Here is a 20,933-nt window from a genome sequence, read left to right as displayed (position 1 = left end):
GGAACCCACCATGCTGCACCGCCGCCTGCTCCACCCTGCCCTGCTGCTGTTGCCGCTGGCCCTGCTGGGCGCGCCGTCGCTGCAGGCACGCGAGGTGGCCACGCCGGCCGAGCATGTCGACGCCGATGGCCCTTACGTGTTCCGCGTTGGCGACCAGATGCGGGCGAAGTGGATCTGCGGCGACCAGGTGCAGATGCGCACCCTCCCGGCCGATGCCGAAGGCACCGATTTCACGCCGCAGTGCGGCTACGCCCGCAGCGTGCACGTGCTGCCGCCGGTGGCGCCCTCGGTGTCGGTGCTGCCGGCCACGCCGCGCATCGTTGCGGTGTCCGACATCCACGGCCAGTACGGCCTGCTGGTGCGGCTGCTGCGCGCCAACAAGGTGATCGACGCGCAGGACCAGTGGGCGCTGGGCAAGGACACTCTGGTGATCGCCGGCGATGTGTTCGACCGTGGCCCGCAGGTGACCGAGGCGTTCTGGCTCCTGTACGGGCTGCAGCAGCAGGCCGCGGCGGCCGGCGGCGCGGTGCACTTCGTGCTCGGCAACCACGAAACCATGGTGCTCTACGACGACCTTCGCTACGTCAATCCCAAGTACCTGCGCAGCGCCCAGCTGCTGGGCCGCAGCTACCCGCAGCTGTATGCGGGCGATTCGGTGATCGGCCAGTGGCTGCGCACCCGCCCGGTGCTGCTGAAGATCGGTGACACCCTGTTCCTGCACGGCGGCATCTCGCCCGAGGCGGTGCAGCTGGCGCTGGACCCGGCCACCACCAATGCCGCCTACCAGGCCTCGCTGGGCACGCCCAAGGCCGAGGTGAAGGCAGACCCGGCCACCGCACCGCTGTACGACGGCAAGACCAGCCCGATCTGGTACCGCGGCTACTTCGATGGCCAGCTGGACAGCAACGGCGTGCAGGCCGTGCTCAACCAGCTGCAACTGAAGCGCATCGTGGTCGGCCATACCTCGATGCCGCATGTCAGTACCTTCCATGGTGGGCGCGTGATCGCTATCGACAGCAGCATCAAGAACGGAGAGAACGGCGAGCTGCTGTTCATCGAAGATGGCAGGCTCAGCCGCGGCCTGCTGGACGGTACGCGCGTGCCGTTGGCCGAAGGCGTGCCCGGCCAGTAGAGTCGAGCCGGCCTCCCATCAGGAACCGCCGCCATGTCCCAGACCGTCATCCCGCAGCTGCGCATGCTGCACGCCGACACCACCCTGCCGTTCTACGTGCAGGGCCTGGGCTTCTCCGTCGACTGGGAGCATCGCTTCGGCGCGGGCATGCCGCTGTTCGCCCAGCTCACCCGCGAGGGCCAGACCCTGTTCCTCAGCGAACATGCCGGCGACTGCCAGCCCGGCGGCGCGGTGTACTTCAAGGTCGATGACGTGGACGCGGTGTTCCGCGCCTTCAGCGCCGCCGGCGTGCCCATCCCGCAGCCGCCGCACGAAACCGACTGGGGTACCCGCGAGATGCTGCTGGTGGACCCGGACGGCAACCGCCTGCGCTTTGCCACCCACAGCGAGTGAACGGCGCGGACTTGAGTGGATTATACGAAACATATACGCTTCATATATCCCCTCTCAAGAGTCCGCCATGGGCATCGTCAACATCGATGACACCCTGCACGACCAGCTGCGTCGTGCCTGCACCGTCTCCAGCCGCTCGATCAACGCCCAGGCCAATTTCTGGATCCGGGTCGGCATGCTGTGCGAACTGAACCCAACCCTGAGCTTCCAGGACATCGTCGCCAGCGAACTGCGCGCGGCCGGCGTGCAGCCGCCGCTGCTGCCTCACGGGCAGGCCTGAGCCGATGGCCATGGTCAAGCGCCCCGACGAGATCGCGCTGATGGCCGAGTCCGGGCGCCTGCTCGCGCAGGTGTTCGCCGCACTCGACGCCCTGCCGCTGGAAGGCCGCAGCACGATGGACATCAACGACTTCGTCGAGCGGATGATCGTCGACGAGCTGCACGCGCGGCCGGCCAGCAAGGGCCAGTACGGTTTCCCGTACGTCCTCAACACCTCCATCGACAACGTCATCTGCCACGGCGTGCCCGATCATGAGGACCTGCTGCGCAGCGGGCAGATCGTCAACCTCGACATCACCCTGGAAAAGAACGGCTACATCGCCGACTCCAGCACCACCTACTTGGTGGGCGAGGTCAACTACGCCGCGCGCAAGCTGGTGACGGTGGCCTACCAGGCCATGTGGAAGGGCATTGCCGCGGTGCGCCCCGGCGCGCGCCTGGGCGATATCGGCCACGCCATCGCCCGCCATGCGCGCAGCCACGGCTACAGCGTGGTGAAGGAATACTGCGGCCACGGCATCGGCCAGGAAATGCACGAGGACCCGCAGATCCTGCATTACGGCCATGCCGGCACCGGCCTGGAGCTGCAGGAAGGCATGGTGTTCACCATCGAACCGATGCTCAACCAGGGCAAGCCGGCCATCCGCCAGCTGCCGGACGAATGGCCGGTGTACACGCGCGACGGCAAGCTCTCGGCGCAGTTCGAGCACACCGTGGCAGTGACCGCGCAGGGTGTGCGCGTGCTGACCCTGCGCGCGGACGAAACGCCGCTGTGCGTGATTGATGCGGCCTAGAGCGGGCGCAGCAGCAGCAACAACGCCAGGCTCGCCATGAACAGCGCAATGCCTGCATCCAGCACGCGCCACGCGTTCGGATTGCGGAACAGCGGCTGCAGCAGCCGCGCGCCATAGCCCAGCGCGCAGAACCACAACACGCTGGCCACGCAGGCACCACCGGCGAACGCCCAGCGCAGCTCGCCGGGATGGCGCGTGGACAGGCTGCCCAGCAGCGCCACCGTGTCCAGGTAGACGTGCGGGTTGAGCAGGGTGAAAGCCAGGCAGGCCAGCAGCACCTGCCGCCGGTTGCCGCCCTCGCTGCTGGCGGCCGCCAATGCGCTGCCGCCGCGCCACGCGCGCAGCCCGGCCTGCAACGCGTACCAGCCAAGGAAGGCCGCACCGCCGAAGCGCAGCACCTGCAGCAGCAGCGGCCACTGCAGCACCAGCGCGCCCATGCCGCCCACGCCGGCAAGGATCAACGCGATGTCCGCGCCCATGCAGGCCAGCACCACCATGCCCACATGGCGGCGCTGCAGCCCCTGGCGCAGGACGAAGGCATTCTGCGCGCCGATGGCGATGATCAGGCCGGCGCCCGCAAACAGGCCGGCCAGGGCCGCGGTAATCCACATGAGTACTGCCATCACATCGGAAAGGACGCGCAGGGTGGTGCCTGCGGCCGGTTAAGGCCAGCTGGTTTTTCTTTATCCTGTACAGAAAAACTGAAGAGGCCCGGCATGGACCTGGTACACCCGCAACTGGCCGCCTTCGCCGCGGTGCTGGAAGAAGGCAGTTTCGAAGCCGCCGCACGCCGCCTGGCGATCAGCCCGTCGGCGCTGTCACAGCGGATCAAGGCGCTGGAAGACCGCTTGGGCCAGGTGCTGCTGGTGCGCCAGGCACCGTGCCGCCCCACCGCTGCCGGCGAGGTCCTGCAGCGCAGCGTGCGGCCAATGCAGGCCCTGCAGGCCGAGGCACTGGCCGAGCTGCTGCCCGAGCGCGGCAACGACGCCACCCGCACGCCGATCCCGCTGGCGGTCAACGACGACTCGCTGGACACCTGGTTCGTCGCCGCCATCGCCGAACTGCACCAGCGCCATGGCTACCTGTTCGACCTGCGCATGGACGATCAGGACCACACCCTCGAACTGCTGCGCGATGGCAGCGTCCTCGGCGCGGTAACCGCCGAAGGCCACGCGTTGAAGGGCTGCAACGTGCACCCGCTGGGGGCGATGCGCTACCACGCCATCGCCTCGCCGGCCTTCGCCCGCCGCTGGTTCGGCAAGGGCATGCAAGCAGATGCGCTGGCCGTGGCACCGATGATCGTGTTCAACCGCAAGGACGAACTGCAGGCGCGTTTCCTGCGCCGCCTCACGCGTGCGCGGCTGCAGCCGCCGACGCACTACCTGCCCTCCTCCACCGGTTTCGTCGAAGCCGCCGCGCGCGGACTGGGTTGGTGCCTGGCACCGGAAACGCTGATCGAGCCGGCGCTGGCCGCAGGGAACGTAGTTGTGCTGGAACCAGACCGATGGCTGGATGTGCCCCTGTACTGGCAACATGCCGCGGTGCGTTCCAGCACGCTGCAGCAGATCACCCAGGCGCTGCGCAGCGCCGCGGAGGGTTGTCTGCGCTGAAGCAGCTGCGACGTGCACTGCGCCGACAACAGCTTCACGGCACATCCACTAGTTTTTCCCGGACTCTTTACGGATGACGGACCCGACGTGCACCTGCAACGCCCTTGCCCGCGACGGCACCGCGCACGTTGGCCGCTGCTGGTCTGCGCCACGCTGCTGACGGCCACCAGCGTCGCGCAGACGGCAGCCGACCCAGCCGCGGCCCCTGCCCTGCAATGGGAACAGGCTCGACAGCGGCTGGAGCAGGTTTCCGATGCGCTGGCGGCGGCCGATGCCGGTGTGCGCAACAAGCAGGAATTACAGGAAGCCACGCGCCTGCTGCGCCTGCCCGAGATCACCGGCGAAGTGCGCCGCCTGCAGTTCCAGAAGACCCTCACCCTGCCGCTGGGCTCGCTGGCACCGGTGGCCGAAGCCTATGGCATCGATTCGCCGCTGAGCTTCACCGAACGCGACTGGCGCACCCGCCCTGTGGTGACCGCGGTGCTGCCGTTGTACACCGGCGGGGTGATCCCGGCGGCGCAACGTGCGGCCAGCGCTGCGAGTGAACAGGCCAGCGCCGAACGCGAGGCGCAGCGCCAGTCGCTCACCGTGCAGCTGGCCCAGGCCTATTTCGGCCAGCGCCTGGCCGAACAGGCGGTCGACGTGCGCCGCGACGTACGCGACGGCCTCAACCGCCACCTGTCCGATGCGGAGAAACTGGAACGCGAGGGCTTCGCCACCCGCGCGCAGCGCCTGCAGGCCACCGTGGCCCGTGACAAGGCCGAGCGTGAGTACCAGAAGACCCTCAACGACCTCGCCACGCTGCAGGCCGCGCTGGCCACCCTGCTGCGCAGCGGTGGCGAGGTCCGCCCGCTGTCGCCGCTGTTCGTGCAGCGCGCGCCACTGGAACCGGTGGCCAGCTTCGAACGCGCCGCGCAGGCACGACAGCCGCAGATCCGCCGCCTGCAGGCGATGGTTGCCCAGGCCGAACAGGGCGTGCGCGTGCAGCAGGCCAAGTTGAAGCCGCAGATCTTCGCCTTCGGCCAGTACGACTTCCGCCGCCGCGATGAAATGCTGACCGATCCGGACTGGGCCTTCGGCATCGGCCTGAAGTACACCTTCCTGTCGCCCAGCTCGCGGCCGGCGCAGATCAGTGCGGCACGCGCGCAGCAGGAACAGGCCGAAGCCGGCCTGCGCGAAGCCGAGAACCAGGTCGCCCTCGGCGTGCGCAAGGCATGGAACGAACTGGAAAGCGCGCGCCAGCAGTTCGTGCTGCTGGACAGCAGCATCGCCCAGGCACAGGAAAACCTGCGCCTGCAGGAACTGGCCTTCCGCGAGGGCCAGGCGACTTCGCTGGATGTGATCGACGCGCGGCTGGGCCTGGGTGGCGCCCGCGTCGAACGCGCACAGGCCGCCTACCAGTACGACATCGCCCTGGCGCAACTGTTGGAAGTGAGTGGACAGATGGACCGTTTCGAAGACTATCGGCGCCGTGCGGACGAGGTGATCGACCATGAGTGACGTGCTGCACGACGAATCCACCACGCCGCCCGGCAAGCGCCGCGTGGGCATCATCCTGGTGGTGGTGCTGCTGGCCGTGGTGGTGCTGGGCCTGTGGCTGGCCTGGCGCCGGCCGGCCGACCAGATCCAGGGCATGGCCGACGCCGATACCCTCAACGTCGCCGCCAAGATCACCGCCCGCGTGGCCGAACTGAAGGTGCGCGAAGGTGACCGCGTGCAGGCCGGGCAGATCGTGTTCCTGCTCGACAGCCCGGAAGTGGCGGCCAAGGAACAGCAGGCCCACGGCGCACTGGCCGCCGCGCAGGCAGTGGCCGACAAGGCCGACGAGGGCGCGCGCAGCGAGGACATCCGCGCCGCCGAAGCCAACTGGAAGCGGGCCGAGGCCGGTGCCACCCTGGCCGAAGCGACTGCGCGCCGCGTGCAGAACCTGTTCAACGAAGGGGTGATGACCCGGCAGAAGCGCGATGAGGCGCAGGCCCAGGCCACCAGTTCGCGCGAACTGGCCCGCGCCGCGCGCGCGCAGTACGACATGGCGCTGGCCGGGGCACGCGAGCAGGACAAGCGCGCGGCGAAGGGCCAGGTCCAGCAGGCGCAGGGTGCGGTGGCCGAGGTCAATGCCGCACGCGTCGAAGTGGAAGGGCGCGCACCGGTGGCCGGCGAGATCAACAAGCGCATGGCCGATCCGGGCGAACTGGTGCCGGCGGGCTATCCGGTGTTCACCCTTGTCGACATCGACCGCATGTGGGTGTCGATGAACCTGCGCGAGTCGCAGATGCAGGGCCTGAAGGTCGGCAGCACCCTGCGCGGCAGCATCCCGGCATTGGACCAGGAGGCCGAATTCAAGGTGTATTTCATCAATCCCGCCGGCGACTACGCCACCTGGCGCACCACCCGCCAGTCCTCCGGCTACGACGTCCGCAGCTTCGAGGTGCGGGTGCGCCCGGTACGCCGCATCGAGGGCTTCCGCCCCGGCATGAGCGTGCTGTTCGCATGGCCCCCGCACTGAGCCCGGGCAACGGCGGCTTTGCGGCGTCGTGGCGGCGCGAACTGCGCACGCTGCGCGGCAATCGGGCCGACCTGCTGCTGGTCACCGCGCTGCCGCTGCTGATGCTGGTGCTGATGGCGTGGATGTTCAGTCCTGCGGCGATGCGCGATGTGCCGATTGCCGTTGTGGACCTGGACCACAGCAGCGACAGCCGCCTGCTGCTGCGCATGCTCGACGCCAGCCCCGGCGTCCGCGTGGCCAGCCAGCCGGTGGACATGGACGAGGCCCGTGCGCAGCTGCGCCAGCTGCAGGTCTACGCCATCGTGCTGGTACCACGCGATGTCACCCGGCAGGCGCTGCGAGGCCAGCAGGGCACGGTGTTCGCCTATTACAACGCCACCTACATGACCACCGGCCAGTCCGCCGCGCGTGACATCGGTGATGCGGTGGCCGCATGGAATGCACGCCTGCTGCGCGAACGCATCGCCCTGCAGGTCGGCCCCGGCAAGCTGCGCGCGGCGCCGATCGCCGTGCAGTCGGACATCCTCTACAATCCTGCGCGCAGCTACGAGCTGTTCCTGCTGCCGCTGATCTTCCCCGCCGTGCTTTCGCTGGTGCTGGCGCTGGCGGTGGCCGGCAGCCTGGGCCGCGAGATCCGCGATGGCACCCTGCCCGACTGGCTTGGGCGCACGCCGTGGCCGGCCCTCGCCGGCAAGATCGCACCGTATGTCCTGCTGTTTTCGCTGTATGGCGCGCTGGGCGTGGCCTACCTGGCCTGGCTGCGCGGCGACGGCATTGCCGGCAGCGTGTTCCTGCTGCTGCTCGGCCAGCCCCTGTTCTATCTGGCCACCGCGGCCTACGCCCTGTTCTTCGTCGGCGTCACCCGTGACATGGGCACGGCGCTGTCGGCCGTCGGCCTCAGCATCGGCACCGCGTTGGCCTTTTCCAGCGCCACCTTCCCGGTCATCGATGCGCCGCTGTTCACCCGCATCTGGCACCTGCTGCTGCCGCTCAGCGCCTACGTCAAGCTGCAGACCCAGCAGCAGTTCGTCGGTGCACCGCTGGCGGTATCGCTGTGGCCGCTGGCCACGCTGCTGCTGATGATCATCATCGCCGGTGGCCTGGGTGGCTGGCGCCTGCTGGCGCTCGCCCGCAGCCCGCAGGCCACGCGACCTGCCGGGGCCGACGCATGAGCGCGGTCTGGGCCAGCCTGCGGCAGACGTTGCTGGCGGTGCTGCTGGACCGCTACGCCATCGTGGTGATGGTCGGCGCGGTCATCCTGTACTCGTTCTTCTACCCGGCCGCGTATCGGCACCAGGTCGCGGGCAACCTGCCGATCCTGGTGGTGGATCAGGACCACAGCGCCACCAGCCGCGAACTGCTGCGCAAGCTGGACGCGCTGCGCGTGGCCCGCGTGGTCGGCCAGCCTGCCAGCATCGACAGCGCGCGCCGTCAGCTGGAAGCCGGAGATGCCGAAGGCATCGTACTGATCCCGGCCAACCTAGAGCGCGACATCCTCCGTGGCCATCCGGCGAAGCTGGTCCTGCTCGGCAACGGTGCCTACCTGGGCCGAGCCAGCTGGGTGCTGGGCAGCGTGGCCGATGCACTGGGATCGTTCGGGCGCGAGGCGGCGGTCACCCAGGCCGCCTTCATGGGCGTTCCGCAGGCGCCGCCGGTCACGCTGGTGCAGCGGCCGCTGTACAACACGCAGGAAGGCTATGGCAGCGCGATCGTGCCGGGCGTGGCCGAACTGATCGTGCACCAGACCCTGCTGATGGGCATCGGCGTGCTGCTCGGCGGGCGACGCCTGGCCCTCGGCCGGCGGCTGCGCTTCGACCTGCCGACGCTGGCCGGCATGGCCTTGGGCTTCGGCCTGATCGGTCTGTTCGGGCTGTTCTACTATGCCGGGTTCACCGCCTGGGTACAGGACTACCCGCGGGGCGGCAATCCAGTCGGCCAGCTGTGCGGCGGCACGTTGTTCATCGCCGCCACGGTGGCCTTCGGCCTGTTCGTCGGCAGCTTCTTCCGCACCCGCGAACGCGCGTTCCAGTACATCATCGCCACGTCCATCCCGCTGTTCTTCCTGGCCAACCTGTCCTGGCCCACGGTGATGACGCCGCCGCCGCTGGTGTGGCTGTCGCAGCTGCTGCCCACCACGTCGGGCATCAACCTGATGGTGCGGTTGACCCAGATGGACGCCAGCCTGGCGGATGTCAGCCACGAACTGGTCACCCTGGGGGTACTGCTGCTGCTCTACGGCAGCCTCGCCCTCTGGCGCCTGCACGGCGCCTCGATCAGGGGTCCGGGGCGTACCAGAACGGGATGAAGTACTCGCGCCGGCGATCCGCGCCGCGCTCCGGGCCCTCGCTGTTCCACAGCAGGTGCAGGTCGTGCCGGCCCGGCGCCAGTCCGGCCATCGGCAGGTAACCGGCCAGACCGCGCATATCGAGGTCGCGCCGCTCCATCGGCACGAAGGCGTGCAGGTCAATGGGCTTGCCGTCCAGCTGCACCGTCCAGAGCTGGGCCAGGCAGCCAACCGCTGCGGTTGCGGCCGCCGCACCTTCCGCATCGTTGCGGCCACCCGGCAGCTGCGTGCAGCGCGTGCGCGCCACCGTGTTGTCGCGCTGCGGGCGGTGTGGAATGAACAGACGCATCTGCGAACCACTGATGGTGTCAGCGGGAATCATCGGGTACGGCAGCAGCTGGTCGTGCGCCGAGCGCATCGATTCGTAGTGCGCACTGAGCATGCCGTGGTCCACCGCTTCGCCGGTGATGATCTGGTAGCGGTTGAACAGCGAGAACTTCACCGAGCCGGCCACCTGCAGGCCACCCAGCAGCATCGCCACCATGATCGCGCCCAGGTAGGCCACGATGAAGAACTTCGAGCGCAGGTTGCTCTGGATCGTCAGCTGCATGGTCTGGATCAGGCGCATCAGCGGTACCCGCTGCAGAGCTCCCAGCACCCACTGCAGTACGTGCTGCTGGCGTTCGCTCGGCCGCCCGCGCGCCTGCCGGCGCGCAATGGACTTCTCCATCAGCATGGGCAGCAGCCCCAGCATCAGCAGGGCCAGCATCACCACACCCACGAAAATCGTGGCGGCCGTATCCGAGCCACCGCACAGCGCGCCGACCAGCATCGCCAGCCCGAGGATGATGATCGCCATCACCAGCGTGCCGGCCAGGGTCTGCACGCACATCAACGTGGTCGAGAACAGCATCGTCGCCAACCGGTCGGCGCGCTGGATGCTGCCGTCGAGGCCGCCATCGCGCGCACGCATGAAGGCACGCGAGACCGGGCCCATCTTCGGCAGGTGGTCCCAGTCGATGCCCTTCGGGAAGTGCGACTTCAAGCCCACCAGGCCGATCCAGTAGCCGCGCACTGTCAGGTGCGCGATCAGCGCCACCGCCATCACGTAGCACATGCCCACGCTGATGCTGAAGACGAACCACAGCACCTGGAAGTACATGCCCTCGGTGTGCAGGCTGCTGCGTGCCCAGATGTCGAACAGATAGCCCGGCACGGCCAGCAGCGCGAAGGCCAGCAGGCCGGAAATGAACAGCTCCAGCTCATCAGTGCGCTCGCGCAGCCGGCCGAAGCGGGTGCTCGCCTCCTGCGCCTCATCGGCATCGGCAGCGGTCACGACCGGTTCGGCAGCAGGTGATTCGTTCACAGGGCGTTCATCCGTGGAGTTCGGCGCAGTATAGGGTCCGCGCCGCGCTTCGCGATATGCTCCCACAACGGCGAACGCCGACCCAAGGGGCCGGCGTTCGAGGTACCGCATCGTGGAAGGGAGCGGGTATCAGGTCGTGCGGGTATTCAGCGGTAGACGCGCTCGCAGCGGCGCTCGACCACGCGGTCACCGGTCTTGTTCTGGTGGTTGCCCTGGATCTGCCGGCCGGCGGCGCCGCCAGCCACGGCACCGGCGACGGTCGCCAGCTTCTTGCCGTTGCCGCCACCCACCTGGTTGCCCAGCAGGCCGCCGACCACCGCACCGGTGGCAGTACCGGCGATGCGGTTCGGATCGCGCGAGTTGCGCTGCACTTCCACGTTCTTGCAGACCACGCGGCTGCCATCGTTGAACTTGCGACCTTCATCGCGCGGGCCATAGCTCTGTGCGCTGGCGACCGAGGAAGCCGCCATCAGACTGCCGAGCAGCAAAACACGAAGGGAGGTATTCATGGCGATCTCCTGTGATTCGATGTAGGTCCAGTCTCCTGGCCGCAGCGCCAACTGAAGGTGAAATATCGGCCGTCGGCGCATGACCGGCCATGCGACGTTCAGCGTTGCGACGTTGGCGTTTGCACCGCGTGCCCTACAGTGCGTGCATGCCCCTGCAGCTGCAGATCGACGGACGTGCGATCACCGACATAGACAGCTTTTATGCCGAGATGAACCGCGTGTTCATGGCAGGCGAAGACTGGCAGCTCGGCTCCAGCCTGGATGCGCTGGACGACCTGCTGTACGCCGGTTACGGCGTACTGCGGGGGCACGCGACGGCAACGGTGGCTTGGCGCGATGCCGATCTCAGCCGCGTTGCGCTGGGCATGGACGCGACCTGCACTTGGCTGCAGGCGAAGCTGCAGCAGCCCGGCACCTTCAGCGCCGATGTGATCCGCCGCCAGCTGGATGCGCTGGAACGCGGCGAAGGCCAGACCTACTTCGAGATCGTGATGGAGATTTTCGCCAGCCACCCGCGCATCACGTTGCGGCTGGAGTAGAGATCGCCGGTGGCCCCCGTCCCCACCCTACCCGTTACCATGGACACCCCTGTTCCCGTTCTGCAGCTGCCTGCCGCCCTCCCGGCGCGGGCGCCTGCCCCGATTTCCGAGTCCCATGTCCAAAGACAAGTCCGCCGAGCACACCCCGCTCATGAAGCAGTTCTTCGCAGCCAAGTCCGACTACCCGGACCTGCTGCTGTTCTTCCGCATGGGCGACTTCTACGAACTGTTCTACGACGACGCCCGCAAGGCGGCGCGGCTGCTGGATATCACCCTCACCCAGCGCGGCAGCTCCGGCGGCGCGCCCATCCCGATGGCCGGTGTGCCGGTGCATGCCTACGAGGGCTACCTCGCCCGCCTGGTGGCGCTGGGCGAATCGGTGGCCATCTGTGAACAGATCGGCGACCCGGCCCTGGCCAAGGGCCTGGTCGAGCGCAAGGTCGTGCGCATCGTCACCCCCGGCACGGTCACCGACGAGGCGCTGCTGGATGAGCGCCGCGACACCCTGCTGATGGCCCTGTCGCGCACCAGGCAGGGCTACGGCCTGGCCTGGGCCGACCTGGCCGGTGGCCGTTTCCTGGTCAACGAGGTCGAGACCGACGATGCGCTGGAAGCCGAACTGGCCCGCCTGGAGCCGGCCGAGCTGCTGGTGCCCGACGAAGAGAACTGGCCCGAGTTCCTGCGCCAGCGCACCGGCGTACGTCGCCGTGCGCCGTGGCTGTTCGATGCGGACAGCGGCCGCCGCCAGCTGCTGGCCTTCTTCAAACTGCACGACCTCAGCGGTTTCGGCATCGATGACAAGGCGCGCGCCACCGCCGCAGCTGGCGCCCTGCTCGGCTATGTCGAGGAAACCCAGAAGCAGCGCCTGCCGCACCTGACCTCGATCGCGATGGAAACCGCCGGTGAGGCGATCGCGATGAATGCCGCCACCCGCCGTCATCTGGAACTGGATACGCGCGTGGACGGCGACACCCGCAACACGCTGCTGGGCGTGCTCGACAGCACGGTGACGCCGATGGGCGGCCGCCTGCTGCGCCGCTGGCTGCACCGCCCGCTGCGCCTGCGCGAGGTGCTGGTGCAGCGCCACCATGCAGTGGAAACGCTGATCGACCGCGGCAGCGACGCCGACATCCGCGAGCAGTTCCGTCGCCTCGGCGATCTGGAACGCATCCTCACCCGCGTAGCGCTGCGCTCGGCGCGCCCGCGCGATTTCTCCACCCTGCGCGATGGCCTGGGCCTGCTGCCGGCCGTGCGCGAGGTGCTGGCGCCGCTGGATTCGCCGCGCCTGCAGGCCCTGCACGCTGCACTGGGCGAGCACGACGAGTGCGCGCACCTGCTGGCCAGTGCCATCGCCGAGATGCCGCCGCTGAAGCTGAGCGATGGCGGCGTGCTGGCCGATGGCTTCGACGCCGAGCTGGATGAACTGCGCCGCCTGTCCACCCACGCCGACCAGTTCCTGGTCGACCTGGAACAGCGCGAACGCGAGAGCAGCGGCATCGCCACCCTCAAGGTCGGCTACAACCGTGTGCACGGCTATTACATCGAGATCAGCAAGGGCCAGTCCGACCGCGCGCCGGTGCACTACACCCGCCGGCAGACGCTGACCAATGCCGAGCGTTACATCACCGAGGAACTGAAGGCCTTCGAGGACAAGGTGCTGTCCGCGCGCGACCGTTCGCTGTCGCGCGAGAAGTACCTGTACGAGCAGCTGCTGGACACCCTCGGTGGCCAGCTGGAACCACTGAAGGAGTGCGCCGCCGCGCTCAGCGAACTGGACGTGCTGGCCGCCTTCGCCGAACGCGCGCAGGCGCTGGACTGGGCACGCCCGGAACTGCAGGCCGAGCCCTGCCTGAAGATCGAACGCGGCCGCCACCCGGTGGTCGAAGCCGTGCGCGAACAGCCGTTCGAGCCGAACGACCTGGACCTGCATCTGGACCGTCGCATGCTGGTCATCACCGGCCCGAACATGGGCGGTAAATCGACCTACATGCGGCAGAACGCGCTGATCGTGCTGCTGGCCCACATCGGCAGCTTCGTGCCGGCCAGCCGCGCGCTGATCGGTCCGATCGACCGCATCCTCACCCGTATCGGTGCCGGTGACGACCTGGCGCGCGGGCAATCGACCTTCATGGTCGAAATGGCCGAGACCAGCTACATCCTGCACCACGCCACCGCGCATTCGCTGGTGCTGATGGACGAGATCGGCCGTGGCACGTCCACCTACGACGGCCTGGCCCTGGCCGATGCGGTGGCCCGTCACCTGGCCTACCAGAACCGCTGCTACACGCTGTTCGCCACCCACTACTTCGAACTGACCGCGCTGGCCGACGAGCAGCACGAAGGCGGCCGCAGCGGCATCGCCAACGTGCACCTGGATGCGGTCGAGCATGGCGAAGCGCTGGTGTTCATGCACGCAGTGAAGGACGGCCCGGCCAACCGCAGCTTCGGCCTGCAGGTGGCCGCGCTGGCCGGCCTGCCGCGCGCGACCGTGGCCCAGGCCCGCCGTCGTTTGGCAGAGCTGGAACAGCGCGGTGGCGAAAGCCATGCCGCCGAGGTCTCGCCGCAGGCGCTGGATGCACCGCAGCAGTTCGGCCTGTTCAGCGCACCGGCCAGCAAGGCGCAGGAAGCGCTGGCCGCGATCGACCCGGACGAGCTGACCCCGAAGCAGGCGCTGGAAGCGCTGTACCGGTTGAAGACGTTGTTGTAACCGCGCCGCCGGGCATGGCCCGGCGCTACCCCTGTAGAGCCGAGCCCACGCTCGGCTGCCTTCGCATTTCCGTCGTATACCCGGCGTTATGCTCGGGCGGTAATTCCTTCACAGAACGGAGACCGCCGTGAACACCGAATCCCTCGCCGCGTCCCTCTTCCAGCAGCTGCAGCAGGGGCAAGGCCTGCAGCAGGTGTCCCAGCAGCTCGGCCTGGACAGCAGCCAGACCACCCAGGCGGTGGGCAGCGCCCTGCCGCTGCTGCTGGGCGCCATGGGCCAGAACGCCAGTGAACCGCAGGGCGCGCAGTCCCTGCTCAATGCGCTGCAGCGCGACCACCTGGGCAGCGGCGGTGGCGGTTTCGACCTGGGCGGCATCCTCGGCGCAGTGATGGGTGGTGGCGGCAGTGGCGCGACCGACGGCGCCGGCATCCTCGGCCATGTGTTCGGCGGCCAGCAGCCGCAGGCGGCCGAACTGCTCGGCCAGAAGACCGGCCTGGACAGCGGCACCACCGGGAAGCTACTGGCCATCCTCGCCCCCATCGTCATGTCGTTCCTCGCTCAGCGCTTCGCCCAGCAGGGCAATGCCGGCGAACTCAGCTCGGCCCTCGGCCAGGAAACCCAGCACGCCGGCGGCGGCCTTGGCAGCCTGCTCGGTGGCGCACTCGACCAGGACGGCGACGGCCAGTTCGGCGCCAGCGACCTGCTCAAGCTCGGCGCCGGCCTGCTCAAGCGCTGATCGCGCACAACGGTCCAAGCCCTGCCCTTGATAGGTCGCCACTATCACTTCGGTTGAATCAATCGAATTTACCCATCAGTAGGCGCCACCTATGGTGGTCAGGCCTCCCCCGATTCGACCTTTCGCCAGTCCACAGGTAGACATCCATGAAAAGCGAAGCCAAGTGCCCGTTCAACCACGCCGTCGTCGGTGACGCGACGACCAACCGCGACTGGTGGCCGAACCAGCTGCGCGTGGACCTGCTCAACCAGCACTCCAGCCGCTCCAATCCGCTCGATGCGGGCTTCGATTACGCCACGGCCTTCAAGGGCCTGGACTACGCCGCGCTGAAGGCCGACCTGAAGGCGCTGATGACCGATTCGCAGGACTGGTGGCCGGCCGATTTCGGCCACTACGGCGGCCTGTTCATCCGCATGGCCTGGCACAGTGCCGGCACCTACCGCATCGGCGATGGCCGTGGTGGTGGCGGTCGCGGCCAGCAGCGCTTCGCCCCGCTCAACAGCTGGCCGGACAACGTCAGCCTGGACAAGGCGCGCCGCCTGCTGTGGCCGATCAAGCAGAAGTACGGCCAGGCGATCTCCTGGTCCGACCTGCTGATCCTGACCGGCAACGTCGCCCTTGAATCGATGGGCTTCAAGACGCTCGGCTTCGCCGGCGGCCGCCCCGATACCTGGGAGCCGGACCAGGACGTCTACTGGGGCCGCGAAACCACCTGGTTGGGCGGCGACGTGCGCTACAAGCACGGCTCCGAGGGCGTGCAGGAAGACCACGGCGTGCTGGTGTCCGATGACGATGCCGACGGCGACGTGCACTCGCGCAAGCTGGAGAACCCGCTGGCCGCCGTGCAGATGGGCCTGATCTACGTGAACCCGGAAGGCCCGGACGGCAACCCCGACCCGGTGCTGGCCGCGCATGACATCCGCGATACCTTCGCCCGCATGGCGATGGACGACGAGGAAACCGTCGCCCTGATCGCCGGTGGCCACAGCTTCGGCAAGACCCACGGCGCCGGCCCGGCCGACAACGTCGGCAAGGAACCCGAAGCTGCCGGCCTGGAAAACCAGGGCCTGGGCTGGGCCAGCAGCTTCGGCAGCGGCAAGGGTGGCGACACCATCACCAGCGGCCTGGAGGTGACCTGGACGCGCACCCCGGCGCAGTGGAGCCACGACTTCTTCGAGATCCTGTTCGGCAACGAATGGGAACTGACCAAGAGCCCGGCCGGCGCCCACCAGTGGGTGGCGAAGAACGCCGACGCGGTCATCCCCGATGCACACGACCCGTCGAAGAAGCACCGCCCGACCATGCTGACCACCGACCTGTCGCTGCGCATGGACCCGGCCTATGAAAAGGTCTCGCGGAAGTTCCTCGAGAATCCGCAGGCCTTCGCCGATGCCTTCGCCCGCGCCTGGTTCAAGCTGACCCACCGCGACATGGGCCCGCGTGCGCGTTACCTGGGCCCTGAGATTCCGGCCGAAGCGTTCATCTGGCAGGATCCGGTGCCGGAAGCCAAGCACCCGCTGATCGACGCCAAGGACATCGCCGCGCTGAAGCAGAAGATCGCCGCGACCGGTCTCAGCGTCGCCGAGCTGGTGTTCACCGCCTGGGCCTCGGCCTCGACCTTCCGTGGCTCGGACAAGCGTGGTGGGGCGAATGGCGCGCGCATCCGCCTGGCCCCGCAGAAGGACTGGGCGGTGAACCAGCCGCAGCAGCTGGCCAAGGTGCTGGCCGCGCTGGAAAAGGTGCAGGCCGAGTTCAATGGCGCTGGCAGCAAGCAGGTGTCGCTGGCCGATCTGATCGTGCTGGCCGGTGGCGTGGGCGTCGAACAGGCGGCCAAGGCCGGTGGCCATGAGGTGAGCGTGCCGTTCACCCCGGGCCGCACCGATGCCAGCCAGGAACAGACCGACGTCGAATCGTTCGCGGTGCTGGAACCGGCGGCTGATGGTTTCCGCAATTACCTCAAGGACGCCTACAGCGTGCCGGGCGAGGCGCTGCTGATCGACAAGGCGCAGCTGCTGACCCTGACCGCACCGGAGATGACCGCCCTGGTCGGTGGCCTGCGCGTACTCGGTGCCAATGCTGATGGCGGCAAGCACGGCGTGTTCACCACGCGCGCGGGCACGTTGAGCAACGACTTCTTCGTCAACCTGCTGGACATGGGCACGCAGTGGAAGGCCACGGGCCGCGAGAGCTATGAAGGCCGCGGCCGTAGCGATGGCCACGCACGCTGGACTGGCACGCGTGCCGACCTCGTGTTCGGTTCCAATGCCGTGTTGCGTGCACTGGCCGAGGTGTATGCCAGCGCCGATGGCGAGAAGAAGTTCGTGCAGGATTTCATCGCCGCCTGGACGCGGGTGATGGAGCTGGACCGCTACGACCTGCACGGTTGAGGTGATGCGGGTGGTCGCCGGGCATGGCCCGGCGCTACCCCGCTATCGTGGGTGCGAACCGCTGGTTCGCACGCTCTCCGCAGCCGCTGAAGTTTCAACGCACCCCGTCTTTCAACCGCTGCAAAATCGGCGCAAACAACGGCGCCTGTAGCGACCGTGGCGGCGGCACCGCCTCGCCCTTCTCCACCGCCTGCCAGTACGCCCCCGGCAGCGCCTTGTCGCCCAGCTCGTAGTCCATCCCGTCCCAGCCATCCTCACGGAAGGCATAGAACGCCCAGTGCACCTGCTGCTGCTCGGCCACCGCCAGCACATCGCGCAGATAGGCCGCGCAGTCCGGCCAGCGCCGCATGCAGCCGAACTCACCGATCACCATCCGGTTCGCGCCGATGCCATGGGTCTTCGCCCAGTCCATCGGCTGCTGCAGGTAACTGCGCACGCGCGCCGCATCCCAACGCTGTTTCCCGGGGCCGAACGGCACCTCGGCCGGGTACCGGTGTGGCGTGGCGCGCTTCTGGTTGGGCGCACTGGTCGCCGCGTACGGCTCATACATGTGCACGCTGTACAGCAGCTTCGTATCGTCCAGCGGCGCCGGCCAATAATCGAACGCATCGGCCGCCGCATACCAGCCGGCATCGAGCATCAGCGGCATGTCCGCATCCACCGCACGCACGCTGGCGATCAGCCCCCGGTACAGCGCGCGCAGATCACGCGGGCCGTCTTCGACGCTGGCGTACCACTGCTGCATCGCCGCGCGTGACGCATGCTCGGCCAGCGAGGTGCCGTACTCGGGCGCCGGTTCGTTGATCAGGTTGTAGGCGGCCAGCGCCGGGTGTCCCTTCAACGCCGTGGCCAGGTCGTGCCAGAAGCGCTGCGCCGGCAGGTGGTTGTTCATCGACTGCCACAGGCGCTGGTCGACCACGTCATTGTTCTTCTGTTTCCAGCGCAGCAGGGGCAGCGACAACGGCACCAGCACCACCTTCAGGCCCGAGGCATCCGCGTCATCCAGCGCACGCCGCAGGGTTGCCACGTCGGCCGGCACCAGCCCCTGGTAGTGGTCGGCATCGCCCATCAGAAAGTCGCTGCCGCCGGCACCTTTCCACTTGTCCGGGGTCAGCCGCACCCAGGTCGCGCCGGTGTCGCGCAGCGCCTGGAAGTAGGCCCGGTCCGGCGGATTCTCGTTGAAGCTGTTGCCACCGCGCTGCGGCGTGTCCCAGAAGGTGATGTCGGCGGCGAACGCCGGGGCGGCGGTGGCGAGGGCCAGGCACAGCAGGCTGCGGCGCAGGAACATGAGGGTCTTCCATGAAGAGGAAGATCCAACGTGCGGGGTGAAAACCGAATGCTGGCTGAGTGCCGGCCTGTTCGCCGGGCATGGCCCGGCGCTACCGCTCGCTGTGGCGGGCGTAACCCGCCCGCTCCGGTAGGTGCGAACCGTTGGTTCGCACGCTCTCCGTCAAAGCGCGTCCAGATCACCCAACGCACGGATCAATCGCCGTGCGCGCTTGTCCGGCTTGTGCTCCGGCGGCTGGAAACCATCGCGGGCGGCGATGCGCAGCGCACGCTGCTCGGCACGGCGCGCCTTGGAGGCTTCGCTTTCGGCATACAGCTGCTGCGCCACCGGCGCCGGACCGCGCTGGTCACTGATGCCCAGCACCTGCAGCTCGAAATGCTCCTCGCCGCGGTCCACCTGCAGCTGCTCGCCCACGCGCACCGCGCGCGAGGATTTCGGGCGCTGCCCTGCCACGGCCACCTTGCCGGTTTCAATGGCCTGCTTGGCCAGGCTGCGGGTCTTGTAGAAACGGGCCGCCCACAACCAGATATCCAGGCGGACACTGGGCGACAGCGGGGAAAGCTCTGACATCGGCAGGTACTACTCCGTGCGCTTGTTCAGGGGTCGCGGGTTGCTGGGGTCGGTGCGGCAGCCACTGCCCCCCATCAACGTCGGCGTGCCCGCCAGGTCCTGGCGCTGGTTGCCGACCAGGCACTCAGCGCGGTCGGCGGGCCGCACCTGGGCATCGCCCAGCCGGTCACCCGTCGAACATGCGGCCAGCGTGGCCACGATCAAGGCCCCCACGCAGTGCCGCGCCAGCTGTCGTCGTTGATGCATTGCCACACCCCGCAAACCGGCTTGATGCTAGTGTGCGCCTCCCGTGAATCGATCACCAGCCCATGGCCAAAGCGCCGCTTGACCTCACCTCCGGCCCCATCGGCCGCAACCTGCTGCTGTTCGCGCTGCCGATCCTGGCGGGCAACATCGCCCAGTCGCTGAACGGTTCGGTGAATGCGGTGTGGGTGGGGCGCTACCTCGGCGAGGCGGCACTGACCGCCACGGCCAACGCCAACAACATCATGTTCTTCCTGATCGGTTCGGTGTTCGGCTTCGGCATGGCCTCGACCATCCTGATCGGCCAGGCCATCGGCGCGCGTGATATCGCCCAGGCGCGGCGCGTGGTCGGCACCAGCGCCACCTTCTTCATCGGCCTGTCGGTGATCATCGCCGTCGCCGGCTGGTTCCTGGCCCACCCGCTGCTGGCGGCGATGGGCACGCCGGCGGCCTCGCTGCCGCTGGCCGAGGCTTACCTGCGCATCATCTTCCTGGCGATGCCCACGCTGTACGCGTTTGCCTTCCTCAGCGCCGCCCTGCGCGGTGCCGGTGATTCGCGCACGCCGTTCCGCTTCCTGCTGGTGTCGGTGCTGCTGGACATCGCACTGAACCCGGTGCTGATCTTCGGCCTCGGCCCGTTCCCGGCACTGGGCATCGCCGGCTCGGCGTGGGCGACGCTGGTGTCGCAGACGCTGTCGCTGACCGGCCTGCTGCTGTACATGCGGCACAAGCGGCACACACTGTGGCTGGGCCGTGCCGACATGCACCTGTTCAAGCTCGACCTGACCATCCTGCGTGCGCTGGTGGTCAAGGGCGTGCCGATGGGCCTGCAGATGGTGCTGATCTCGCTGTCGGTCATCCTGCTGATGACCATGGTCAACCAGTACGGCACGGCCACCGGCGCCGCCTATGGCGCGTCGCTGCAGCTGTGGAACTACGTGCAGATGCCGGCGATGGCGATCGGTGCGGCGTGTTCGTCGATGGCCGCGCAGAACGTGGGTGCGCAGCGCTGGGACCGCGTCCGCGGCACCGCGCGCCAGGGCATTCTGTTCAACTTCCTGCTGACCGGCGCGCTGATCCTGCCGCTGGTGCTGCTGGATCAGTATTCGCTGGCGCTGTTCCTGCCGCAGGGCAGCGAATCGCTGCAGATCGCCCGCCATCTCAACCACATCGTCATCGGCTCGTTCCTGTTCTTCGGCGTCAGCTTCGTCATTTCCGGCGTGGTGCGCTCCACCGGCGCGGTCATTCCGCCACTGCTGATCCTGGCCGCCTCGCTGTGGGGCGTGCGCGTGCCGTTCGCCGAGTTCCTGCAGCCGTACTGGGGCGCGGATGCGATCTGGTGGAGTTTCCCTGCCGGCTCGCTGGTGTCGATGCTGCTGTCGCTGGCGTATTACCGCTGGGGTGGCTGGCGCAAGGCCAAGATGATCACCCCGCCGCCGGCAGAACACGTGGCCACGCCGTCGGAAATTCCGGCGTGCCCGCCGTCACCGGTGGCGGATCCGGATGCGGTAACCCGGTAGCGCCGGGGGGGGGGGGGGGGGGGGGGGGGGGGGGGGGGGGGGGGGGGGGGGGGGGGGGGGGGGGGGGGGG

General features: G+C 68.4%; 20 protein-coding genes. 14 read left to right on the top strand and 6 right to left on the bottom strand.

What is annotated here, in order from left to right; translation table 11 throughout:
- Positions 1-10: 10 nt before the first annotated feature.
- The 4 genes from NQ204_RS12830 to map all read left to right on the top strand — a co-directional run bounded on the left by NQ204_RS12830 (position 11) and on the right by map (position 2,598).
- A complete protein-coding gene (locus NQ204_RS12830) occupies positions 11-1,132 on the top strand; it encodes a metallophosphoesterase (RefSeq protein ID WP_256644057.1) in 1,122 nt (373 codons plus the stop codon).
- Between the two features lie 33 nt (positions 1,133-1,165).
- Positions 1,166-1,525, top strand: a complete 360-nt coding sequence (locus NQ204_RS12825) for a bleomycin resistance protein (protein WP_256644056.1) — start codon at positions 1,166-1,168, stop codon at positions 1,523-1,525.
- A gap of 67 nt (positions 1,526-1,592) precedes the next feature.
- Positions 1,593-1,805 (top strand): ParD-like family protein, encoded by a 213-nt coding sequence (locus tag NQ204_RS12820; protein WP_116864221.1) that lies wholly within the window; start codon positions 1,593-1,595, stop codon positions 1,803-1,805.
- A gap of 10 nt (positions 1,806-1,815) precedes the next feature.
- Positions 1,816-2,598, top strand: a complete 783-nt coding sequence (map, locus tag NQ204_RS12815) for a type I methionyl aminopeptidase (protein WP_256644055.1) — start codon at positions 1,816-1,818, stop codon at positions 2,596-2,598.
- Here the strand turns inward: map and NQ204_RS12810 are convergent.
- Positions 2,595-3,209, bottom strand: coding sequence for a LysE/ArgO family amino acid transporter (locus NQ204_RS12810; RefSeq protein ID WP_256644054.1), 615 nt, complete (start codon positions 3,207-3,209; stop codon positions 2,595-2,597). The two genes, map and NQ204_RS12810, sit on opposite strands and share 4 nt — an antisense overlap.
- A gap of 105 nt (positions 3,210-3,314) precedes the next feature.
- Here NQ204_RS12810 and NQ204_RS12805 point away from each other — a divergent pair, with 105 nt between their 5' ends.
- From NQ204_RS12805 to NQ204_RS12785, 5 genes are all read left to right on the top strand, one after another.
- Positions 3,315-4,208, top strand: a complete 894-nt coding sequence (locus tag NQ204_RS12805; RefSeq protein WP_116864219.1) for a LysR family transcriptional regulator ArgP — start codon at positions 3,315-3,317, stop codon at positions 4,206-4,208.
- A 138-nt stretch (positions 4,209-4,346) separates the two neighbouring features.
- Positions 4,347-5,708, top strand: coding sequence for a TolC family protein (locus tag NQ204_RS12800; protein ID WP_488192363.1), 1,362 nt, complete (start codon positions 4,347-4,349; stop codon positions 5,706-5,708).
- Complete coding sequence (locus NQ204_RS12795) at positions 5,701-6,714, top strand: HlyD family secretion protein (protein ID WP_116864217.1); 1,014 nt, start codon at positions 5,701-5,703, stop codon at positions 6,712-6,714. Before NQ204_RS12800 ends, NQ204_RS12795 begins: the two co-directional genes overlap by 8 nt.
- A complete protein-coding gene (locus tag NQ204_RS12790; RefSeq protein WP_256644053.1) occupies positions 6,699-7,886 on the top strand; it encodes an ABC transporter permease in 1,188 nt (395 codons plus the stop codon). The genes NQ204_RS12795 and NQ204_RS12790 overlap by 16 nt, the downstream gene beginning before the upstream one ends.
- Entirely contained in the window at positions 7,883-9,019 is a 1,137-nt protein-coding gene (locus NQ204_RS12785; RefSeq protein ID WP_116864215.1) for an ABC transporter permease, read from the top strand. Before NQ204_RS12790 ends, NQ204_RS12785 begins: the two co-directional genes overlap by 4 nt.
- Here NQ204_RS12785 and NQ204_RS12780 read toward each other — a convergent pair.
- Both NQ204_RS12780 and NQ204_RS12775 read right to left on the bottom strand, forming a co-directional pair.
- The gene (locus tag NQ204_RS12780) at positions 8,988-10,364 is read right to left on the bottom strand and encodes a hypothetical protein (protein WP_256644052.1); all 1,377 of its coding nucleotides are present in this window, start codon (positions 10,362-10,364) and stop codon (positions 8,988-8,990) included. The genes NQ204_RS12785 and NQ204_RS12780 overlap by 32 nt on opposite strands.
- Before the next feature lie 146 nt (positions 10,365-10,510).
- Entirely contained in the window at positions 10,511-10,873 is a 363-nt protein-coding gene (locus tag NQ204_RS12775; protein ID WP_116864213.1) for a glycine zipper 2TM domain-containing protein, read from the bottom strand.
- Between the two features lie 146 nt (positions 10,874-11,019).
- On the opposite strand from NQ204_RS12775, the gene NQ204_RS12770 reads away from it, so the two are divergent.
- The 4 genes from NQ204_RS12770 (at position 11,020) to katG (ending at position 17,242) form a co-directional block, all read left to right on the top strand.
- Positions 11,020-11,412 carry a barstar family protein gene (locus NQ204_RS12770; RefSeq protein WP_256644051.1) on the top strand — a complete coding sequence of 131 codons (393 nt, stop codon included), beginning with the start codon at positions 11,020-11,022 and terminating at the stop codon, positions 11,410-11,412.
- A gap of 115 nt (positions 11,413-11,527) precedes the next feature.
- Positions 11,528-14,119 (top strand): DNA mismatch repair protein MutS, encoded by a 2,592-nt coding sequence (mutS, locus tag NQ204_RS12765; RefSeq protein WP_256644050.1) that lies wholly within the window; start codon positions 11,528-11,530, stop codon positions 14,117-14,119.
- Between the two features lie 127 nt (positions 14,120-14,246).
- Positions 14,247-14,855: a DUF937 domain-containing protein gene (locus tag NQ204_RS12760; protein ID WP_256644049.1), complete on the top strand. Its 609-nt coding sequence runs from the start codon at positions 14,247-14,249 to the stop codon at positions 14,853-14,855.
- 146 nt (positions 14,856-15,001) lie between these two features.
- On the top strand, positions 15,002-17,242 hold the full coding sequence (gene katG, locus NQ204_RS12755; protein WP_256644048.1) for a catalase/peroxidase HPI: 2,241 nt from the start codon (positions 15,002-15,004) through the stop codon (positions 17,240-17,242).
- A 94-nt stretch (positions 17,243-17,336) separates the two neighbouring features.
- Here the strand turns inward: katG and NQ204_RS12750 are convergent, their stop codons facing one another.
- The 3 genes from NQ204_RS12750 to NQ204_RS12740 form a co-directional block, all read right to left on the bottom strand.
- Positions 17,337-18,530, bottom strand: a complete 1,194-nt coding sequence (locus NQ204_RS12750) for a glycoside hydrolase family 5 protein (RefSeq protein WP_256644047.1) — start codon at positions 18,528-18,530, stop codon at positions 17,337-17,339.
- A 162-nt stretch (positions 18,531-18,692) separates the two neighbouring features.
- Positions 18,693-19,100, bottom strand: coding sequence for an RNA-binding S4 domain-containing protein (locus tag NQ204_RS12745; RefSeq protein WP_108768217.1), 408 nt, complete (start codon positions 19,098-19,100; stop codon positions 18,693-18,695).
- Positions 19,101-19,109: 9 nt separating this feature from the next.
- Positions 19,110-19,346 carry a hypothetical protein gene (locus tag NQ204_RS12740; protein WP_108768216.1) on the bottom strand — a complete coding sequence of 79 codons (237 nt, stop codon included), beginning with the start codon at positions 19,344-19,346 and terminating at the stop codon, positions 19,110-19,112.
- 62 nt (positions 19,347-19,408) lie between these two features.
- On the opposite strand from NQ204_RS12740, the gene NQ204_RS12735 reads away from it, so the two are divergent.
- Positions 19,409-20,863, top strand: a complete 1,455-nt coding sequence (locus NQ204_RS12735) for an MATE family efflux transporter (RefSeq protein ID WP_256644046.1) — start codon at positions 19,409-19,411, stop codon at positions 20,861-20,863.
- The last annotated feature ends 70 nt before the right edge of the window (positions 20,864-20,933 follow it).

Origin of the sequence: Stenotrophomonas testudinis (assembly GCF_024499815.1) — a bacterium.
GTDB lineage: Bacteria > Pseudomonadota > Gammaproteobacteria > Xanthomonadales > Xanthomonadaceae > Stenotrophomonas.
This window is presented reverse-complemented; position numbering and strand designations above follow the sequence as displayed.

What these genes read in the sequence shown, in the direction of transcription:
- NQ204_RS12770 (WP_256644051.1), top strand. Translation starts at nt 11,020, where the DNA reads ATGCCCCTGCAGCTGCAGATCGACGGACGTGCGATCACCGACATAGAC.
- NQ204_RS12750 (WP_256644047.1), bottom strand. Translation starts at nt 18,530, where the DNA reads ATGTTCCTGCGCCGCAGCCTGCTGTGCCTGGCCCTCGCCACCGCCGCC.
- NQ204_RS12810 (WP_256644054.1), bottom strand. Translation starts at nt 3,209, where the DNA reads ATGTGGATTACCGCGGCCCTGGCCGGCCTGTTTGCGGGCGCCGGCCTG.
- katG (WP_256644048.1), top strand. Translation starts at nt 15,002, where the DNA reads ATGAAAAGCGAAGCCAAGTGCCCGTTCAACCACGCCGTCGTCGGTGAC.
- NQ204_RS12745 (WP_108768217.1), bottom strand. Translation starts at nt 19,100, where the DNA reads ATGTCAGAGCTTTCCCCGCTGTCGCCCAGTGTCCGCCTGGATATCTGG.
- NQ204_RS12820 (WP_116864221.1), top strand. Translation starts at nt 1,593, where the DNA reads ATGGGCATCGTCAACATCGATGACACCCTGCACGACCAGCTGCGTCGT.
- NQ204_RS12795 (WP_116864217.1), top strand. Translation starts at nt 5,701, where the DNA reads ATGAGTGACGTGCTGCACGACGAATCCACCACGCCGCCCGGCAAGCGC.
- NQ204_RS12785 (WP_116864215.1), top strand. Translation starts at nt 7,883, where the DNA reads ATGAGCGCGGTCTGGGCCAGCCTGCGGCAGACGTTGCTGGCGGTGCTG.
- NQ204_RS12790 (WP_256644053.1), top strand. Translation starts at nt 6,699, where the DNA reads ATGGCCCCCGCACTGAGCCCGGGCAACGGCGGCTTTGCGGCGTCGTGG.
- NQ204_RS12830 (WP_256644057.1), top strand. Translation starts at nt 11, where the DNA reads ATGCTGCACCGCCGCCTGCTCCACCCTGCCCTGCTGCTGTTGCCGCTG.
- map (WP_256644055.1), top strand. Translation starts at nt 1,816, where the DNA reads ATGGTCAAGCGCCCCGACGAGATCGCGCTGATGGCCGAGTCCGGGCGC.
- NQ204_RS12740 (WP_108768216.1), bottom strand. Translation starts at nt 19,346, where the DNA reads ATGCATCAACGACGACAGCTGGCGCGGCACTGCGTGGGGGCCTTGATC.
- NQ204_RS12805 (WP_116864219.1), top strand. Translation starts at nt 3,315, where the DNA reads ATGGACCTGGTACACCCGCAACTGGCCGCCTTCGCCGCGGTGCTGGAA.
- NQ204_RS12735 (WP_256644046.1), top strand. Translation starts at nt 19,409, where the DNA reads ATGGCCAAAGCGCCGCTTGACCTCACCTCCGGCCCCATCGGCCGCAAC.
- NQ204_RS12775 (WP_116864213.1), bottom strand. Translation starts at nt 10,873, where the DNA reads ATGAATACCTCCCTTCGTGTTTTGCTGCTCGGCAGTCTGATGGCGGCT.
- NQ204_RS12825 (WP_256644056.1), top strand. Translation starts at nt 1,166, where the DNA reads ATGTCCCAGACCGTCATCCCGCAGCTGCGCATGCTGCACGCCGACACC.
- mutS (WP_256644050.1), top strand. Translation starts at nt 11,528, where the DNA reads ATGTCCAAAGACAAGTCCGCCGAGCACACCCCGCTCATGAAGCAGTTC.